The sequence below is a fragment of the Borrelia turcica IST7 genome, assembly GCF_003606285.1.
GTDB lineage: Bacteria > Spirochaetota > Spirochaetia > Borreliales > Borreliaceae > Borrelia > Borrelia turcica.
This window is the reverse complement of record NZ_CP028884.1, coordinates 419,659-437,145: the sequence shown is the minus strand read 5'-3', so window position 1 is coordinate 437,145 and position 17,487 is coordinate 419,659. Positions and strand designations below refer to the sequence as shown.

General features: G+C 29.9%; 18 protein-coding genes and 2 tRNA genes. 12 read left to right on the top strand and 8 right to left on the bottom strand.

Going from position 1 to position 17,487, the window contains the following annotated elements:
* Nucleotides 1-9 precede the first annotated feature (9 nt).
* From DB313_RS06590 to DB313_RS02085, 3 genes are read right to left on the bottom strand one after another with little or no spacing between them, the layout of a single operon-like run.
* On the bottom strand, nt 10-780 hold the full coding sequence (locus DB313_RS06590) for a hypothetical protein (protein ID WP_120104203.1): 771 nt from the start codon (nt 778-780) through the stop codon (nt 10-12).
* Nucleotides 777-1,658 (bottom strand): DNA/RNA non-specific endonuclease, encoded by an 882-nt coding sequence (locus tag DB313_RS02090; protein ID WP_120104202.1) that lies wholly within the window; start codon nt 1,656-1,658, stop codon nt 777-779. The genes DB313_RS06590 and DB313_RS02090 overlap by 4 nt, the downstream gene beginning before the upstream one ends.
* Nucleotides 1,655-2,296 carry a hypothetical protein gene (locus tag DB313_RS02085; RefSeq protein WP_120104201.1) on the bottom strand — a complete coding sequence of 214 codons (642 nt, stop codon included), beginning with the start codon at nt 2,294-2,296 and terminating at the stop codon, nt 1,655-1,657. Before DB313_RS02085 ends, DB313_RS02090 begins: the two co-directional genes overlap by 4 nt.
* A gap of 190 nt (nt 2,297-2,486) precedes the next feature.
* Here DB313_RS02085 and DB313_RS02080 point away from each other — a divergent pair, with 190 nt between their 5' ends.
* Both DB313_RS02080 and manA read left to right on the top strand, forming a co-directional pair.
* Complete coding sequence (locus DB313_RS02080) at nt 2,487-4,358, top strand: fructose-specific PTS transporter subunit EIIC (RefSeq protein WP_120104200.1); 1,872 nt, start codon at nt 2,487-2,489, stop codon at nt 4,356-4,358.
* Nucleotides 4,355-5,470 carry a mannose-6-phosphate isomerase, class I gene (gene manA, locus DB313_RS02075; RefSeq protein WP_120104199.1) on the top strand — a complete coding sequence of 372 codons (1,116 nt, stop codon included), beginning with the start codon at nt 4,355-4,357 and terminating at the stop codon, nt 5,468-5,470. Before DB313_RS02080 ends, manA begins: the two co-directional genes overlap by 4 nt.
* A 35-nt stretch (nt 5,471-5,505) precedes the next feature.
* On the opposite strand, the gene DB313_RS02070 is transcribed toward manA, so the two are convergent.
* On the bottom strand, nt 5,506-6,213 hold the full coding sequence (locus tag DB313_RS02070; RefSeq protein WP_120104658.1) for a DUF3996 domain-containing protein: 708 nt from the start codon (nt 6,211-6,213) through the stop codon (nt 5,506-5,508).
* A gap of 10 nt (nt 6,214-6,223) precedes the next feature.
* The gene (locus DB313_RS02065) at nt 6,224-6,847 is read right to left on the bottom strand and encodes a DUF3996 domain-containing protein (protein WP_120104198.1); all 624 of its coding nucleotides are present in this window, start codon (nt 6,845-6,847) and stop codon (nt 6,224-6,226) included.
* A 421-nt stretch (nt 6,848-7,268) separates the two neighbouring features.
* Between DB313_RS02065 and DB313_RS02060 the strand changes: the two genes are divergently transcribed.
* Nucleotides 7,269-7,946 carry a DUF2259 domain-containing protein gene (locus tag DB313_RS02060; protein ID WP_174220843.1) on the top strand — a complete coding sequence of 226 codons (678 nt, stop codon included), beginning with the start codon at nt 7,269-7,271 and terminating at the stop codon, nt 7,944-7,946.
* Between the two features lie 49 nt (nt 7,947-7,995).
* Nucleotides 7,996-9,462, top strand: a complete 1,467-nt coding sequence (gene proS / locus DB313_RS02055; protein WP_120104197.1) for a proline--tRNA ligase — start codon at nt 7,996-7,998, stop codon at nt 9,460-9,462.
* A gap of 24 nt (nt 9,463-9,486) precedes the next feature.
* Here the strand turns inward: proS and DB313_RS02050 are convergent, their stop codons facing one another.
* On the bottom strand, nt 9,487-10,677 hold the full coding sequence (locus tag DB313_RS02050) for a dicarboxylate/amino acid:cation symporter (RefSeq protein WP_120104196.1): 1,191 nt from the start codon (nt 10,675-10,677) through the stop codon (nt 9,487-9,489).
* Between the two features lie 137 nt (nt 10,678-10,814).
* Between DB313_RS02050 and DB313_RS02045 the strand changes: the two genes are divergently transcribed.
* The gene (locus DB313_RS02045; protein ID WP_120104195.1) at nt 10,815-12,338 is read left to right on the top strand and encodes a hypothetical protein; all 1,524 of its coding nucleotides are present in this window, start codon (nt 10,815-10,817) and stop codon (nt 12,336-12,338) included.
* A 5-nt stretch (nt 12,339-12,343) separates the two neighbouring features.
* Here the strand turns inward: DB313_RS02045 and DB313_RS02040 are convergent, their stop codons facing one another.
* The gene (locus tag DB313_RS02040; protein ID WP_120104194.1) at nt 12,344-12,997 is read right to left on the bottom strand and encodes an ankyrin repeat domain-containing protein; all 654 of its coding nucleotides are present in this window, start codon (nt 12,995-12,997) and stop codon (nt 12,344-12,346) included.
* 44 nt (nt 12,998-13,041) lie between these two features.
* Entirely contained in the window at nt 13,042-14,310 is a 1,269-nt protein-coding gene (locus DB313_RS02035) for an SH3 domain-containing protein (protein WP_238614512.1), read from the bottom strand.
* Nucleotides 14,311-14,385: 75 nt separating this feature from the next.
* On the opposite strand from DB313_RS02035, the gene DB313_RS02030 reads away from it, so the two are divergent.
* From DB313_RS02030 to nusG, 7 genes are all read left to right on the top strand, one after another.
* Nucleotides 14,386-15,408, top strand: a complete 1,023-nt coding sequence (locus tag DB313_RS02030) for a tetratricopeptide repeat protein (RefSeq protein ID WP_120104656.1) — start codon at nt 14,386-14,388, stop codon at nt 15,406-15,408.
* A gap of 9 nt (nt 15,409-15,417) precedes the next feature.
* A complete protein-coding gene (locus tag DB313_RS02025) occupies nt 15,418-16,263 on the top strand; it encodes a hypothetical protein (protein WP_120104192.1) in 846 nt (281 codons plus the stop codon).
* An 85-nt stretch (nt 16,264-16,348) separates the two neighbouring features.
* Nucleotides 16,349-16,421, top strand: a tRNA-Thr gene (locus DB313_RS02020).
* Between the two features lie 21 nt (nt 16,422-16,442).
* A complete protein-coding gene (gene rpmG, locus DB313_RS02015) occupies nt 16,443-16,622 on the top strand; it encodes a 50S ribosomal protein L33 (RefSeq protein ID WP_120104191.1) in 180 nt (59 codons plus the stop codon).
* 11 nt (nt 16,623-16,633) lie between these two features.
* A tRNA-Trp gene (locus DB313_RS02010) sits at nt 16,634-16,706 on the top strand.
* Between the two features lie 28 nt (nt 16,707-16,734).
* Nucleotides 16,735-16,905: a preprotein translocase subunit SecE gene (gene secE, locus DB313_RS02005; RefSeq protein ID WP_120104190.1), complete on the top strand. Its 171-nt coding sequence runs from the start codon at nt 16,735-16,737 to the stop codon at nt 16,903-16,905.
* Between the two features lie 9 nt (nt 16,906-16,914).
* On the top strand, nt 16,915-17,469 hold the full coding sequence (nusG, locus tag DB313_RS02000; protein ID WP_120104189.1) for a transcription termination/antitermination protein NusG: 555 nt from the start codon (nt 16,915-16,917) through the stop codon (nt 17,467-17,469).
* Nucleotides 17,470-17,487 lie beyond the last annotated feature (18 nt).

The window sequence follows — 17,487 nt, the reverse complement described above, 5'->3', positions numbered from 1 at the left end:
CTCTAAGGTTTATAACCAATAGAAAAAAAGTTTTCCGGCTTCTCTTAAGTATATTGATACTCCTATTGATATTGGAATGAAAGCGTAGGGTGTTTCAATAAGGTTTAAGTATATACCTACTAATATCAGAAATATTGATACAAATAAAAGAAGATAGCTAAGGGTTTGTTTCCTTAAAAATGCTACTAAAAAGTTTATTAAGATGAGTAATAAGAACAAATTAACATGAAATTTGTGATTTCCTATTGCAAAGAAGAAGTTATTCATATTAGTGTACTCATATGCGTTAATGGGTACTAAAGAGATATAGATAATTGAAAAGGTGAAAATTAAATAAATAGTGTAAGTGATTGATTTTATTTGGAAATCACATATATGTAGGCTTAGAAAAAATAAATTGAGTAGAGAAAATACGGTTATTAAATGATAAATTTTCATGTAGTAGTAAAATTCTAGACTTAATTCATGATTTAAAAAGTAATACTTAAAAATTGACAGAGACTCGAATATGTATGAACAGATAAAGCAATAGAAAAATATAAATTGCATATTGTTTGTTCTCTTATAATGAATGTATGTCCAAATAGAGCCTATTATTCCGATGCTAAAAATAAAGAAATTATTGATTAAAATTAATAAATTTCTGTTATAAATCTTTATAAGATAGTTATAAAAGTCTATTCTAAAGTTTATATAGTACATAAATGTTGATATTACAGTTATTCCTAATGCAAAAATTGTGAATAAAAAGATGTTAAGTTTAATAAAGGTTATTTTCATCTAAACTTCCAAGAATATGGATCTTTTTTCATTTTAATTATTTTTTTTAACCCAGCATCAAGCTTTTCGAAAAAATCTATACTAGTTTTCTCTTCAATTGAGTAAACATTCACGACATAATTTCTTAAGTTTAAATCTTTGGCCTTTTCATTTGGAATAATGAAAGAAATTATATCATAAGAATTATCGTCATTTAATGATAGCATTATTTTATAAAAACTTTTTGGTACCAGTATTTTACTTTTTCCAATAAATCCCTTATTTTCTGTTAAAATTCCTGCACTAATAATATAAATCTTCCCTTTTAAAATAGTCCATTCTCTGACCAATTTTTCAAGTTTTAACCAAATACCAGAATTAAAGTCTCTTTGTTGGGGAGATATGTTTGATAAAAAATAGGTATCTCTCATTGCATCCTCAGAAAAAGACATATCGGCAGAACTGACAATATGACCTCTGTCGTATCCGCTCTTAAGGTAATCATTTAATTTTGGAGCAATTCCTTTAATATCTTTATCTTCAAAAAATTTACTACTTCTCTTTATTTTTTTCTCCTTGAGTAATGTCAAAGCTAGTTCAACCATTTCTCTTTTCAAGAGATAAGCTACCCATTCTGCTTGTCTTGCGCTCTCAGCGTATCCTAAAGAATAGTATTTTTTATGTAGTACTTGAGTAGTAAGAGGCCCCCTTGGCAAGAGATGCTTTTCTTTTACCTTAATTGAGATTTGAGGACTGTGAATCTTATCTTTAAATGCTTCTATATAAGTGGAAGCTATTTCTTTAAAATTTTTGAAAGTTTTGGGGTTTTGATGAAGAAATAAAAAGCCCAGTAAAATTAATATGTAGCAACATAATAGAAACCTTGATTTCTGTTTCATGATTTTACCTCGGTATCTTCAAAATTATATCTAATACCAAAATCGAAAGAAATATTGAATGTATCAAGAAATAAAAAATCAATTCTTGAATATAGACTCAAATAGGGTATAGATTTTTTTGTAGAGAACTCAAAAAATATGTATGGTTCTATTATGTATGGAAGTTTTTTATAGAATTTAAAGTCGCCTATAAAGTTTGTTGAAAGGTAAAATCGTCCTCCAATGCCAAAAGTCAATGAGAAATATTTTGTTTTGCTTGCTAAATTTGCAATATGCCAATTAACACCTGTTCCAATATAAGAGCTTGAATATTTAAATTTTTTTGATATGTCGTAGTCTTCATGAATTAAAATCATGACCACAGCTAGGAAATCAAAATTATTAATTGCAAACATGTAATAAGGTCTAAATATTAAATGATTTATTTTAGAATTTATAAAAAATCCAGTTCCAAGTCCGAGTCCCGTTGAGTAAGTAATTCCTCTCTCCACGGAGAAAAAATTATATTCATTTTTATTTGATGATTCTTCTAAGGGTAAGCTTTTTTTGTTATTTATCTCATCTTTTTGTTGTTCTGCATTTAAGAAAGGCAACATTACAAATAGTAAAAAGAAATGAAGCTTAACTATTTTTTTCATAATTAAATTAGATTCAATAATATAAAATAAATTGTAAATAAAAAAGTAAATTCAAATAGGGCAAATTAATAGATTTAATTTTAAAATAGTGATAACATACTTTTTTATTAAAAAGATTAATAAAAAAGTATCCAAGTTTAATTTTTATGCTGTGATACAATTATTTTAAGTGTTTAGGAGGTTTGAGGACATGTTTTTAGATTTTTTGAAAAAAGAACTTATTTTTATATCGACAGAAATAAGATCTAAAGAAGATGCCATTAATTTTTTAGTAAATAAAGTGAGTGAAAGGGGTTATACAGACAATAGAGATGAATTCCTTCAGGGTATTTTTGATAGAGAAAATATTGGAGGCACATCTTGGGAGAATGGTGTTGCTATACCTCATTTTATAGGAGATTCTGTTAAGACGAGTTTTGTTTCATTACTTTACATAAAAGGAGATGGTATAAAGTGGTCCGATGATAATCCTCCTGTTAATTTAATATTTTTAATTTGCATGTCCAAAAGTCAACAAGGAAATGACCATATCAAGTCAATAGCTTTCATAGCTCAATTATTTGAGACCGATGAGTTTAAAAATATTTTGAAAAATGTAAATAATTCTGATGAGATTTATTCTTATATAGAGAATATTGAAAAGTCTTCTACAGATGATGTTGTGACTTATTCTGGATCAAAAAAAATAGTAGCTGTATCTGCTTGTCCTGTGGGAATTGCACATACATATATTGCTGCCAAGAAGATTGAGACTGAGGCAATGAAGCAAGGTTATGGAGTTAAAGTTGAGACTCAGGGTTCTATTGGTATTGAGAATGCTTTAACGGAAGAAGATATTAGGGATGCTGATGTTGTAATACTCGCTGTTGATAAGGATGTTAATGAAGAGAGATTTGATGGAAAGAGGGTTTATAAGATTTCAACTGCAAAGGCTATAAATAATATAGAAGATGTTATTAGGGAATCATTTAATGCTTCAATATTTAATTATAAGAATATGAATCCTTCTTTAAAAGATACAACTAAAAAACCCAAATCTAGTTTTTATAAGTACTTAATGAGCGGAGTTTCTCCTATGATTCCAATTGTAGCAAGCGGTGGTATTTTGATTGCTCTTGGAATATCATTGGCCGGAATTGGCTCTGACGGTCCAAATTTTGCTGAGTATCCTTTTTATAAGACGATTACAGATATTGGTGCTGTTGCCTTTGGGATGATGTTGCCAATACTTGCAGGGTTTATTGCTATGGCAATTGCCGATAAACCAGGACTTGCACCAGGACTTGTAGGAGGTGTACTTGCTAGAGATATTGGGTCAGGGTTTTTAGGGGCAATACTTGCCGGATTTATTGCAGGTTTTGTTGCTAGATGGATAGCGCAGAGAAAGGTCCCTGAATGGATAAGGCCTGTTATGCCTATTTTTGTTATTCCTTTAATAAGCACTGTTATTATTGGGTTTTTCATGCTTTATGTAGGGGGTTATATTGCTCAATTTATGACATTACTTGAGAATGGACTTAAATCATTACAGAGTAATTCAGAAACTTATGGTATTTTGGGCAAAGTTCTTCTTGGGTTAATACTTGGTTCTATGGTGTCTATTGATATGGGAGGACCTTTTAATAAGGTTGCATTCCTTTTTGGTGTTGGTATGATTCCTCAAGTTCCACAAATAATGGGTATGGTAGCATCAGCTATCCCTGTTCCTCCTATGGCTATGGGACTTGCTACTTTGATTATGCCTAAATTATTTGAGGAGGAGGAAAGGGAATCTGGTAAAATATCATTCTTGATTTCTTTTATTGGAATTAGTGAGGGTGCTATTCCGTTCGCTGCTAGTGACCCTGCGAGAGTTTTACCATCAATAGTAGCTGGTGGAGCTGTTGCAAGTATTGTTGCAGCATTTTTGGGGGTAGCAGACCATGCACCTCATGGAGGACCCATAGTACTTCCTGTGGTTGATAATAAGTTAGGATTTATTATTGCAATGGCTGCTGGTGTTGCTGTTGCAACAATTTTAGTGATTTTTCTAAAATCTTTAAAATCTAAGGAATCTAAATGAGAATTGACAATATATTTTTGATGAAGAATGAGATTAAAGAATATGATTGGGGTGGAATTAGTTTCATCCCTTCTCTTTTAGGACAAAAACAAGATGGTTTACCTAAAGCTGAGATGTGGCTTGGTGCACATAAGACATTTTCTAGTAAAGTATTGATTGAGGGGCAATATGTCCCTCTTTGTGATTTTTTAGAGCAAAATAGGGAACTTTTGGGAAATGGAAATGAGTTGTCTTTTTTGTTTAAGGTTCTCTCAGCTTCAAAACCTTTATCAATTCAAATACATCCTTCAAAAGATATTGCTTTAAAGGGCTTTAAACTTGAAAATGATAGAGGAATAAACATTAATGATCCAGAGAGAGTTTATAAGGATGAAAATCCAAAAATAGAACTTGTTTATGCTTTAAGTGATTTTTATGCTCTTAAAGGATTTTTACCTCTTATTGAAATTAAAAATATATGTAAAAAATTAAAATTAGATTTTAGCTTTGTAAATCATAAAGAATTTATAAGTAATATATTTAACTTGCAAAAGTGTGATATTGAAGATGCTATTGGAAAAGTACAGGAAAATTTAGGTTTTCTAGAAAGGGATAGAGCTTATTGGTTTAGTGAGATATATAAGATTTATGGAGTAGATGTTGGCCTTTTAGTATTTTTAGGAATGCATATTTTTAAATTAAAACCAGGTGAGGTACTCTATACAGAGAGCCAAGAAGTACATGCTTATCTTAAAGGAGAGTGTCTTGAGCTTATGACTAATTCTGATAATGTAATCAGAGCAGGTCTTACTACTAAATATATTGATAAGAATGAGATGCTTAGGGTAGGTAGGTTTGAAGAAGGAAAATTTTCATTATTGAAAAGTGAGGATATTGATAAATGTAATGTCTTTAAGCTTCCAGGTACTAATTTGATGTTGCTTCACAGAAAAGTTGATGAAGAAATTTGTTTAAAAAGAGATAGTGTTATGATCTTGTTAGTTATGGATGGGCAAATTCAGATAAATAATCATTTTTTCCTTAAGAAGGGAGAGAGTATTTTTGTAGGTATATGTGATGAAGAGCTATTAATCCGTGGAAATGGGGAAATTTTTGTTGCGCTCTCTGTTTGAAAAGCTTTATAGTTTACTTTAATGAAAATATATTTTTATATAGTGAACTTAATAAACCCGATTGCAAATAATTTGAACCTAATCCCTTCAAACACTATTTTTGGTTTTGTGAGTAATATGGCTGGACCGAATGAAGGATAAACTTTAAGACCTAGTGATAAATTTTTTGCGAATTTGTATTCCATTGTTATGGGCAGTCTAGTTACTGTTGCTATTCTTTCATAAGTAACAAGTTCTTTACCACCGGGCGGAACGAGGTCTACTTTAGACCAGTCTGCACCAATACCAAAACCTCCTCCTACAACTACGGTAGGGCCTATTTCTTTTTTAAAGATTAAATCAAGGCCAAACAAAATGTAATGTTGAAAATTTTTAGGGTTAAAATCAATGAAACCCCCATAACCAAGATCTATATCTACATATGGCATTGAGAATAAAAGATTTCCTACGGGACTTCCAGTCCCTGCACCTAATGCAAATGAGTCATATACAGTTTTTTCTTTTTTTTCTTTAAATACAAGAGGTCTTTTAGGTTTTTTTGGGGGAATAGGCCTGGGTTTTGGAGGAGGGGTAGGTTTAGGTTTGGGAAGTACATTTTTATTATCATTTGTAATACAAGTGGTTCCGTCTTCTTCTGTATTGCATTTAATTTTGTAGGCAATATCATTAGACTTAGAGAACGCAAAGTAATGTAAGTTAAATGTTAGCAATAAGATGAGTATTTTTTGAGTAGTTTTTCCCATTAGCTTTCCTTCATATGTATATTTTAAGGTACCCAACACCAAAAAATCCGAACCTCATTCCTTCTATTGACATAGAGTCTAATAGCATTACCCCACCAAGCGTCGCAACAGCCTTAAATCCTATTACAAGATTTTTTAAAAAACTGTATTCTAATGAAATAGGAAGCCTTAGTACAATACCTATTCTATTTTGAGATGTGGGTTGTGAGGGGGTGGGTTCTGCCTCCTCATTTTCGTCATCATCATCATCATCTTCTTGTTCTGTTTTTTCTGTGGGAACTGTATTATTTGGCTTTTCTTGAGACCAGTCTACACCTATTCCAAAACCGCCGCCCATTATTGTGTTTTGATAGAGTTCTTCTTTAAACATAATATCAATTCCACTAATAATATAAGGCATGAAATTATTAGGATGCAGACCATTAAACCCTCCATATCCAAACTCTATGTCTACATATGGAAAAGAAAGTGTAATATTTGTAATAGGGTTTCCAAGACCAAAACCTATTCCAAATAGGTTATTTAAATTTTCCTTTTCTCTTAGTACCTTATCAAGATCTAATGAATCGACTTGTTGAGCAACAGAAGGAAGAGCTAATACCAAAAGCATAACTAATGTTAATAATGTTTTCATAAATTCTCCTTTAACTTATATCTAACCAAATATTTACAATTGCTAGAATTGTATTCTATAAAGTATAAGATATAAAGCAGATTCCTGATAGATAATGTGGCTAATAGTGTTTCTATTGTGTAATCCTTTAGCATTAAAGTATTGTTAATACTAAAAAATTTGTGACAGTTTTTAGCCATAAAAACCAGGGTGATCCTTTTGGAATTTGTGAATTATTATTAAGTGCTTTAAAATAGTAACTAATTCAAGAAAAAGTCTTCTATATATTTTTTTTAGTTTATTGCAAAATGTAAACATAATTTCCAACTTATAAAAAGAAGTATTAGATCAAAGATTGATATTAAAAATATATTTGACATATTTTTAATATAAAGATAAATTTTAAGTAAGGATTTTTACTTACGGGTTTATTAGAGGATTTATGTTGGTACGATTTTTTACTTTGTGTTTTGTTTTTTGCTCTTCTTTATGTTTTGCCGAAGATATTTTTTTTGAGAACTTAGGATTTTCTGATAATGGATCTTATTTTATGTTTGGTGAGTATAGCCTTGAGGATAAGGGATATTATTCTCGAGTTTATTTTGTAGATGTTAATAAAAATAATTTTATAAAACCTGGGATATATACTAGAGTTTTTAATGAATATATCGATTATGTTGACACTTATGAGAAGAGTCTTTACGAGCTCTTGAAAATAGTTGATTACAGGGTCAAAGAACTTAACATAAATCATTTAAACAAGGGTAGAAATATTTATCTTTATATTGATGATGGGGAATCTAAAGATAATTCTTTAGATTTTATTGATTTTTTAACAGGGAATAGGTATCAGGTTTCGATTAATAAGGTATTTAAAGATGTTTTAAAATCCTCTACTTTTACTATTTCCTTATCTGTTGAGGATGACGGTGTTCTTGTACGAGACATAAAGGGAATTGGGAGAGGAAATTATTATAGAAAAGATGTGCTTGACTATAAGATAAGAGAGATTTTTTTGTTTCCTAAAGAAGATGGCATTGTTTTTGTTGTAGAGAAGATTATGGTAGATTCTTTTGGAAATGAATATAGTCGTTTTATGGTTGAGGTTCATAAATATTGATGATTGAGTTTGTGTAATAAGGTTTTAAAATTTTTATCAAGGGTAGGTTATGGGTAGTTTTATTGCTTCAAAAGAAGAAGATTATTCCAAGTGGTATTTAGATATAGTACAAGAGGCAAAGCTTGTTGATTATAGTCCTGTTAAGGGGTGCATGATTATTATGCCTTATGGATATGCTATTTGGGAACGAATTAGAAGCATACTTGATAATAAGTTTAAAGAAACGGGACATGAGAATGCATATTTTCCATTGCTTATTCCTTATGAATTTTTGGAGAGGGAGCAGGAGCATGTTGAAGGATTTTCTCCGGAACTTGCTGTTGTAACAACTGCTGGTGGAGAGAAATTGAGTGAACCTTTGGTTATAAGACCAACTTCTGAGACAATTATTTGGAATATGTACAGTAAGTGGATAAAGTCTTACAGAGATTTGCCTATTAAGATTAATCAGTGGGCAAATATTGTTCGTTGGGAAAAGAGAACAAGACCATTTTTACGCACAACCGAGTTTTTGTGGCAAGAGGGGCATACTGCTCATGAAACTGTAGAAGAAGCTGAGAGTGAAACTTTATTTATTTTAAATCTTTATAAGAAATTTGTTGAGGATTATTTGGCTATTCCCGTATTTCATGGGAAAAAGTCAGAAAAGGAAAAATTTGCTGGTGCTGTTTGTACGTATACAATTGAAGCGTTAATGCAGGATAAGAAAGCTTTGCAAGCAGGAACATCTCATTATTTGGGATTAAATTTTGCAAAGGCGTTTGATGTTAAATTCCAAAATAAAAAAGGAGAGATGGAGTATGTTTCAGCTACTAGTTGGGGAGTTTCAACTAGGTTAATTGGGGCATTGATTATGGTTCATTCCGATAATAAGGGTTTGATATTGCCACCCAAAATAGCACCCATCGAGCTTATTGTTGTTCCTATTTTTAAGAGAGATGATGAAGTGAATAAAAGAATTCTTGAATATGCTACTACTATTTTAAATAGATTAAAAAAAGAAAAATTTAGAGTTGAGATTGATAAAGATACCAAGAATTCTCCAGGATTTAGATTTTCTTCTGCGGAACTTAAAGGAATACCAATACGCATTGAAATAGGCTCTAATGATATTCTTATGGATTGTGTCACCATTGCAAGGAGAGATAAAGATAAAAATTCTAAGTATCAAGTAGCAGTGAGAGAGTTGTCATCTAGAGTTAGAAATGAGCTTGAAAGTATGCAGAGTGATTTGTTTAATAAGGCTTTGGAGTTTAGAAATTTAAATACCAAAGAAATTTTTGGAGCAGAAAAAGATAGCTACAATACTTTTAAGACTTATATTAATGAGCATTTAGGATTTGTGCTCTCTTCTTGGTGTGGTAGTGAAGTATGCGAAGAGAGTATTAAAAATGATACAAAGGCTACAATAAGGTGTATACCTGAAGATTTTAAAAATAAACCTTTAGATAATCTAACTTGCATTTATTGCAATACAGAGGCCAAACATCTTGTTTTATTTGCAAAATCTTACTAATGCTTGAATCTTGTTATCTAGTATTTAAGTTTCTCTTAATTCATTGAAATTTACTATGTGTATTATTGCAACATTGAATGTGAAGTCAATCATTAAGGCTAGGGATGTTAATATTGGAAGTATTGGGGTTATATTAGAGTAACTAAGTTCAATCCCTTTTGTATAAGTTGAACATAGCATTGTAATTATGTAAATCAAACTATTTGGTATGTGTGGAAATGCAAAAATAAAAAGAAATGCCAATGCGCTCATGTAACTTATTTCATAAATTGATATGGGTAGGCTAGAATAAGATTTTAAAATAATAAAGAATGAAATTGTTGAAATGAAAATTGTTCCGAATTTAGAAATAAAGTTGATTAATGGTATGTTTGTAATGATTGATTTTTTTATGTTTATTCTTTCATTTTTGATATCTTCTATTAACACAGAATAAGGGGAATAAGCATCCATTGTCAGACCTGCAAATATTATGTTTTGAAATGAGATTATTATACTCTTATATGCCAATTTAAAGTTTTTAGTTAATTGATAACTGATCATTGGAATTATTATTAAAATAATAATAAGCGTCCATGAGGAGAAAAATAGTATGCTATTTATGTAATATTGATAATCTTTAAAATTTCTTAAGTTGTTAGTATATGCTGCTGTGATGAAAATGATTCCAAAATTTAATATATTAACTACTATTCCGTTTGCATTATAAAAAAGGTTTGAAGTGCTTAAAATAAGCTCTCTAGCAATTCTTCCCTTTTGTTTTGCATAGTAAAAACTAGTACCAATAATTATTGAGATAATATAAATACTTAAGAGATTTGGATTGCTACTTGTGAGTATTGTAAAAATGTTTTTTGGGAAAAATGTTTCAAGAAATTCTGATTTATCAAATATGTATAAATTTTTAATATTTTTGTCTAAGATTGGAATTCTTTGTGGGATATATATTGTTGCGACTGCGATTGAAGTAATGACTCCCATAGCATTGATTAAAATTCCATAATAAATTGTTTTTCCAAATAGTTTTTTAAATTGTTTGTTTTCAATAATATTTTCTATTCCGAGTGGTATTGAGAATATTAAAAAAGGAATTAAGGAGAAGTAGGCAAGTCTTATAAAAATGTGCGATAGTGTGTTGTAAATATCAGAGGGGAAAAAGAGTCCAATAAGTATTCCAATAGGTATTGTTAGAAAAAATTTTACTTTTGTGGTCATAATTTATTCCTTTGAGATTTTTTAAAAAAAGAATTTCTATAGTATATCAATCTTACTAAATTTTTTGGTAAATATAAACTTTGGCATTACTATTTATTAGTAGATGGCATTTACAGGCCGATTTTTGGGAGAAAATCTTGTATAGGTATCCAGATTTAGTTAATACAGATTTGAATTTAAGGTTGCCCGAAATTAATGCTTTAGAAGAACATGATAAGGATTTTTTTACTGATGATTATTATAAGAATCTTATCTTAAGCGATAAAGAGATTGGCTCTAGGCTTCATAGGTTATTACTAGATTATTTAAATCCTTCTTCAACAGAAGAAGGTGACAAGATTGCCAAATATAGGCAGATGATTAGTGTTTATTGGGAATTTTTGAAATCAATTGCTCAAAATGTTTCAAATTTGACTCAAGAGCAGAAAATTTTATTTAGATTTGCAGCTCTTCTGCCAAATGCTCTTGGTAGTGAACTTAAGTCTTTAATTTCAAAAACCATTTGGGATAATAATTATAATGAACCGTTTATTTATTTTGATGAATGGATATATGGCGTTAATGAGTTAAAGCTCAGAAAGCTTGCTGTAGATGAGCCAATGGATAGCATTAAAGATGAGGATATAAAAAAGATATTACTTAATAAGCAAGAAAAGCTGCTAGCCAATATTGATTTTGCAAAGAGTAGCCTTAAGAAGAGTGATGTCACAAGAGTTGAGGCCATTGATAAATTAAAAAGTATGTTTGAATTTTTATTTGTTGATAGTCCACCACATGAGAATTTTATGTCTGAGTTTGGAATAAACGAGTTTTATTCTGATGATATTTTAAAACCTTTAAATTATGCTTCTGATTATATTGATAATCTTATTAAATGTAGCAGAGAAGTTGTGTCTTTGGTTTCTAAAATTGAAGAGTCAAATAAAGAACTTGTTGAGATTAAAAATAAAATTCGAGATATTGATGTTCCTGGTTCATCTACCATTGCAGTAGAGGAGGTGGGATCTTTAATGGAAGCTAATAAGCTTACTATTGGACCTAGAGGGAATCATTTCCCGATATTGCTTAAGAGTAATGTAGTTGCAAATCCTAATTTTTTTGGCAGTAGAGAGAGAGTTATTCAACTTGTTAGAGAGATTGAAGATATTCAACCTAAAATTTTTCATAAAAATTATAGAGGAGATTTTTTAAGAATAGTTCCTTATTTTATCTTAATTCCATCTTACGGTGAGAGGGGAGTTTGTTGGGAGCCTATTGATGTTAAAAATCGAGCTAAGGGACGAGGTAAAATATTGATTCCTATGTATTCTAAGGATTTAAGAAAGGCTATTATTTTAGGTATTGGAGATTTTTTGTGGGAACTTGCTAAGGAACAAGCATCGTTTAGATGGATGGAAACAGGGATAACGGGTCAGTATTATGAATACTATTCTAAATTTATTAAGAAAGGTAATATTAAAAATGTCTTTCTAGATGATTATTTTCTCTGGATAGATAAGGAAAGTAAGGGTATACAAAAGGTTGAGAAAATGGTTCGTGGTGTAATGTGGAGAAATGCACCTTTTTCGAAAGATTTGAAAGAACAGCTTAGTAGGAAATCTTTTGTATATAAAGATCTTCTTGATAGAGATAAAAATATTGAGATGTCGGATGGATACTAATTAATCTAAATTGTTTTATATTTCTTGAAAATATTTCTTATATTTTTGTTTTTGATGTTCTTAATTTCTTTTTTATAATTGTCTGTAATATAAGTATTTTTTTTAAGTAATAGTTCGATTAGGTTGGTGTTTTCAATCTCTATTGCAGCTTGCAAAGGCGTTTTACCATTTTTAAGAGTAAAGCTTAAATCAGCTCCTTTTTCTGCTAAAAGATTGAATATTCCTTCGTTGTTTAAGTATATTGCCCAAAATATTGATGGATGTTCTGTTTCATCTATTTTATTAATGTTTATTCCGTAGTCTATTAATGTTTTTGTAGTTTCTAAATCGTTGTTGATGATTGAAATTGATAATGGAGATAGTTTATATTGATAATTTATTTCTGCTCCGATACTTAGAGCGATAATAGTGCCTTCTATATTTTTGAAATATACGGATGTGATTAAAAAATCATTTTTTATTGTTTGCAAATATTTTAGAGTATCATTATTATTTAAGTTTATTGATGATACGAAATTATCTAATTTTTCTTTGTTAACTGTATGTTCTTGGTTAGTAGTATTGTAAAGTGTTTTTGATAATGTTTGTATTATTGTAGTATTCTCATTTGCATGAAGAGGTACAATAAATTGTGTTAATAACATAAATATTGTTAACATTGATTATAACCTTTAACGAATTTAAGACTGTTTGTAAATTTAGTTTAAGCAGAGCGACTCTTACTGAACAATATTACTGCAATTTTATCCTTGTCGTCAATTATTATGTCATCTTCAACATTTTCAGGATTTATAAATATGAGTTGTAGAGCATTATTGGTATAGTCTAGTAGACAAAAATATTCTTTGTTATCATTAGTAATAAACTTTATAGCATTTTTATATGAGATTTGTAAATTTGGAGTAAATCCTATTATTTTAAACTTTCCAGAACTAGGTAAATTTTTTAATTTTGAGTCTTTTACCCAAATAAAAGTTCCATCTTCTTTAAATTCGATATTTCCATATGTTTCATTTTCTAATGTTCCATAAGATATTAAACTGTGTATTAAGTTTTTATTTTGTTTGTCTACTTCAAGTATAATTTTTTCAATGATTTGTTCAATAATAACAAATTTTGCTTCAAAATCATGTTCTTTAACCTTTATGTATGAATTATAGTAATTTGAAGATTCCTTTTCTAGAAGAATAAAATCTTTATCTGAATTGTTAGATCTGAACAAAAATCCATTTGGTTTAACGGCGTCAACAATATCAAATTTAAAAGTTAAGCTTAATTCAGGCATATTTATCTTTATTTCATTTTGTGGGGTAAAAAATAAACCATAGTCTTTCTTAAATAGGTTAGTGTCGTAAGTACGGTTGGCAATCATTTTTTCATAGTAAAGTGGTCTTAAATATTTAATATTTTTAAATGTATTTATGATATTGTCCTGTGAGGATTGATCTAGTGGATTTGTGATTATTTTACCCGTAATATTATCAAAAATTTCGAGTGCATAGTCAAAAACATATCCCTTGTATCCATCTTTTGTTAAAAGATATATCCATCTACCTTTAAGAGAGCCAGCTTGTGTTTCTTGTCCAATGCTTATTATCTTTAAGATAGAGTCCTTTGGGATTCTGTATATTATGTTGTCCTTATAGTTATCAGGAGATTCTCTTAAAGGTAGGATGTCTTTTTTACTTATGGCATATTTGTTTATGTATGGCATAAAGCTTAATCTAAAATTTGCTGCATCTTCTTTTGTGTGAAATTCTTGTATTGTGAATTTATGTACTATAAATTTAGTCTCATTATGCTTTATTGTTATTGTTTTTTTATTTTGACTAGCATTCTCTATTGTAACAAGAGAACCGTTTGGAAGCTTTTCTCTGTTTGTTGAATCTAGGACAATGCCATACTTATTGGTTTTATTAAAACAACATAGGAAAAATACAAGAAATACAATGTAAATTGATTTTTGATTCATGTTAAAATGCTTGATGAGTTTATTGAGTTTGGGATATGTTTTGTTATACATAACTTCCATTATATAATAAAGGCAATGAGGTTATTAATTCAATTATTTGGACTAATTTTGGTTTTAAGTGCTTGTAAAGTTAAGCAGAGAGAAATTCAAAATCTCATATATCTTTTAGAAGAGTCAAGTAAAAATGGATTAGATAGATTTCTTATTGTTGATAGGATAGTGAATATTTATATTCGGAATAAAAATTATGAAAAAGCTTTAATGATTGTAAATCAAGGAATTGCTAATGACGAGAGCAGAGAATATTATCCTTTATATTTGTATTTGATGGGAAATATATATGCTGCTATGAAGGAAGATTTGGTGGCTTTTACTTATTATAGGTATGTTGTCAATAATTTTGATGATTATGTTTATGAAAATAGTTCTGTAAAAGTAGAAATTGCTAAAAAGGTAGTCAGTTTAAATATTGAAGCTGGTAATAAGATTCAGTATTATAAATTATTGCTTAGCAGTAATGCCGATAGTATTAAAGAAGAAGATAGAGGTAGTTATTATTACCATCTTGCTCTAGACTTAGAGAGTATACAAGAATATGATGAGGCATATTTTTATTATAAAAAGTTGCTTTCAGTTCCAAGGTCAAGCTTGAAAATGGATTTGCGAGATTATTCTAATGTTAGTACTAAGGTTAATTATTATGATAATCCGGAATTTGTAGTTTATAGAAATTTGAGTGATTTAATTCAAGATGTTAAGAAGTATGTTTATTCTGGGAATACGGCAAAGTTGCTGAGTATAAGAGATAAGCATAACTTTTTTATTCAGAGTTGGGACCAGAGAGGAGGTAGGGGTAATTCAATTAATACGAATAGTTTTTTGACAACAATGATTAAACTTGGAAGTAGACGAAAAAATGGGATACAGTTTGCAAATAGCTTTGAGGCTGATTCTAGTGATGATATCTCTTATCTTGAATCTACCGGCTGGGAGCACATATGGGAATGGTATTTTGTCTTTAAAAAAATTTCTTATCCAAAAGATCCGGAAATTAATAATGGTTGGGCTTGGATAGGAGTTTATTTGGGGAAAAAATAGGGACTTAATGTGAATTTACTTAATATCCTTTTTAAATTTTTTCTTTTATTTTATTCTAATGCTTCTGTAATAAAGGATTCTAGTTCTGGGGCGAGCATAGAGAGAACAATTGATTGGAATAAAAAGGTTGTTTATTTCGATATTAGTAAAACAGTTGACGAAAATAAATTTGGTAGAGTTGGCCTTAATTCTACTTCTAGATTGATGTTAAGTATTAATGATTTCAAGGACTCTTTAATAAGGCAGTCTCTTTTTGAAATGGTGATTGATTCTGATAATACTTTTAAGGATTATTTTAATTCGGATCCTCATTTAATACTTTATTTTTCAGGACTTGATAACATTTTAAAGAGGGGTTACATAAAATATTCAGAGGACTTGAGAAATATAACTGTTAGATATGAGCTTTATCTTTTCCCTGATTTTATTAACTTATTTTTGTCTCATGATAAACCTTATAGGGCTTTTTATCCATTGATGAATACAAGTGCTGATCAATTTTATACTGGTATTGTTATTTATGCAGGGGATGACTATGAATCTTCTTCGGGTCTTGTTAGGTTGAAAGATTCTTTCTTTATTAAAATTTATGATGAAAATATTAAACTTTATTTTGATAAGAGAATGGTTGAGCCAGATGCATTAAGGAGATGGGGCATGCTTGAGTATACAGATGATATTTCTTATAGGAATAAAGATAGAATTGGAGATTATCCTTTAAAGTTGGTTGCTAAGGGAGTTTATGGTAAGAATGGGTCAGATATAATACTTGATGAATGTTCTATTAATAAATTATTTTCAAATAAAAATAATATTAATCTTTTAAGAGAGGGTAAGCTCGTTATTATAAGGTAAGAAATTAAAAATATAATATGGATACTTGTCTTTTTTGAGATAATCAATTAACATGATACAAGAGTTTATTGTAAAGGGAAGTAATGCCCTTATAGCTCAGCTGGTAGAGCACCACCATGGTAAGGTGGGGGTCGTCGGTTCAAGTCCGATTGGGGGCTTTTGTATAGAGGGGTGTTATTATGAGTAAGAAGAAAGGTAAGGGTGCTGTTGAACTTATAGCTTTGGTGTGTGAAGAAACAGGTATTAGAAATTATACAACTACTAAAAATAGGCGTAATAGACAAGAAAAATTAGAGTTAATGAAATATTGTCCGATTCTTAGAAAGCATACTCTTCATAAAGAAGGGAAAATAAAATAACTGTAAGTCATAGGTCAGTAGTTCTAATGGTAGAACGGCGGTCTCCAAAACCGCATGTTGGGGGTTCGAATCCCTCCTGACCTGTTGTCTTGAATTAATAAAGGGGCTTTTAGTGTTTAAATTTATTAAGGAAAGTGTGTTAGAGCTTAAAAAAATAACATGGCCTAAGTATAGTGAAGTAATAGGTAATGGAAAACAAGTTTTTTGGTTAGTTTTTTTTATTTCAATTTTTTTGGGTGTAGTAGATTATGTTATGTATCTTGCTATAGCTTATGTTTTTTAAGGTAAAGTTATGTCTAGGGCTTGGTATGTATTGCAGACTTTTTCCCAGTATGAGAAAAAGATAGAACAAGAGATAAAACTTTTAATAAATGAGGGCGTTTTAGGTAGTGAAGTTTTGGATGTTAGAGCTCCTATTGAAAGAGTAGAGGAAATTAGAAATGGGAAAAAGAGAGTAAGAGAGAGAAAGATTTGGCCGGGATATATTTTAGTTGAATTAGATCTTCCTGAGGTGGGGTGGAAAGATACTGTGGCTAATCTTATTAAAATACCGGGTGTTGTAAGTTTTGTGGGTACTGGTAAGGAACAGAAACCTCTTCCTATTAGTGATGAGGAAGTTAAGAGTGTATTTATGCTTACTGGAGAGATTAAGGCAGATAAGTCTATTTTTATACTTTATGATTTTGAAGAGGGTGAGAGAGTTAGAATTAAGGGAGGACCTTTTGATTCTTTTGAAGGTGCTATTGGGTCTATCGATTATGAGAAAAAGAAATTAAAGGTGGCAGTTCAAATTTTTGGAAGATCAACCCCTGTTGAGGTTGATTTTCAACACATAGAGAAAATTTAATATTATTAATGGGAGCTT

What these genes read in the sequence shown, in the direction of transcription:
- DB313_RS02070 (WP_120104658.1), bottom strand. Translation starts at nt 6,213, where the DNA reads ATGGGAAAAACTACTCAAAAAATACTCATCTTATTGCTAACATTTAAC.
- DB313_RS02065 (WP_120104198.1), bottom strand. Translation starts at nt 6,847, where the DNA reads ATGAAAACATTATTAACATTAGTTATGCTTTTGGTATTAGCTCTTCCT.
- DB313_RS02040 (WP_120104194.1), bottom strand. Translation starts at nt 12,997, where the DNA reads ATGTTAACAATATTTATGTTATTAACACAATTTATTGTACCTCTTCAT.
- DB313_RS06590 (WP_120104203.1), bottom strand. Translation starts at nt 780, where the DNA reads ATGAAAATAACCTTTATTAAACTTAACATCTTTTTATTCACAATTTTT.
- nusG (WP_120104189.1), top strand. Translation starts at nt 16,915, where the DNA reads ATGTCTAGGGCTTGGTATGTATTGCAGACTTTTTCCCAGTATGAGAAA.
- DB313_RS02085 (WP_120104201.1), bottom strand. Translation starts at nt 2,296, where the DNA reads ATGAAAAAAATAGTTAAGCTTCATTTCTTTTTACTATTTGTAATGTTG.
- manA (WP_120104199.1), top strand. Translation starts at nt 4,355, where the DNA reads ATGAGAATTGACAATATATTTTTGATGAAGAATGAGATTAAAGAATAT.
- DB313_RS02050 (WP_120104196.1), bottom strand. Translation starts at nt 10,677, where the DNA reads ATGACCACAAAAGTAAAATTTTTTCTAACAATACCTATTGGAATACTT.
- DB313_RS02090 (WP_120104202.1), bottom strand. Translation starts at nt 1,658, where the DNA reads ATGAAACAGAAATCAAGGTTTCTATTATGTTGCTACATATTAATTTTA.
- DB313_RS02035 (WP_238614512.1), bottom strand. Translation starts at nt 14,310, where the DNA reads ATGAATCAAAAATCAATTTACATTGTATTTCTTGTATTTTTCCTATGT.
- DB313_RS02080 (WP_120104200.1), top strand. Translation starts at nt 2,487, where the DNA reads ATGTTTTTAGATTTTTTGAAAAAAGAACTTATTTTTATATCGACAGAA.
- DB313_RS02060 (WP_174220843.1), top strand. Translation starts at nt 7,269, where the DNA reads ATGTTGGTACGATTTTTTACTTTGTGTTTTGTTTTTTGCTCTTCTTTA.
- rpmG (WP_120104191.1), top strand. Translation starts at nt 16,443, where the DNA reads ATGAGTAAGAAGAAAGGTAAGGGTGCTGTTGAACTTATAGCTTTGGTG.
- DB313_RS02030 (WP_120104656.1), top strand. Translation starts at nt 14,386, where the DNA reads ATGAGGTTATTAATTCAATTATTTGGACTAATTTTGGTTTTAAGTGCT.
- proS (WP_120104197.1), top strand. Translation starts at nt 7,996, where the DNA reads ATGGGTAGTTTTATTGCTTCAAAAGAAGAAGATTATTCCAAGTGGTAT.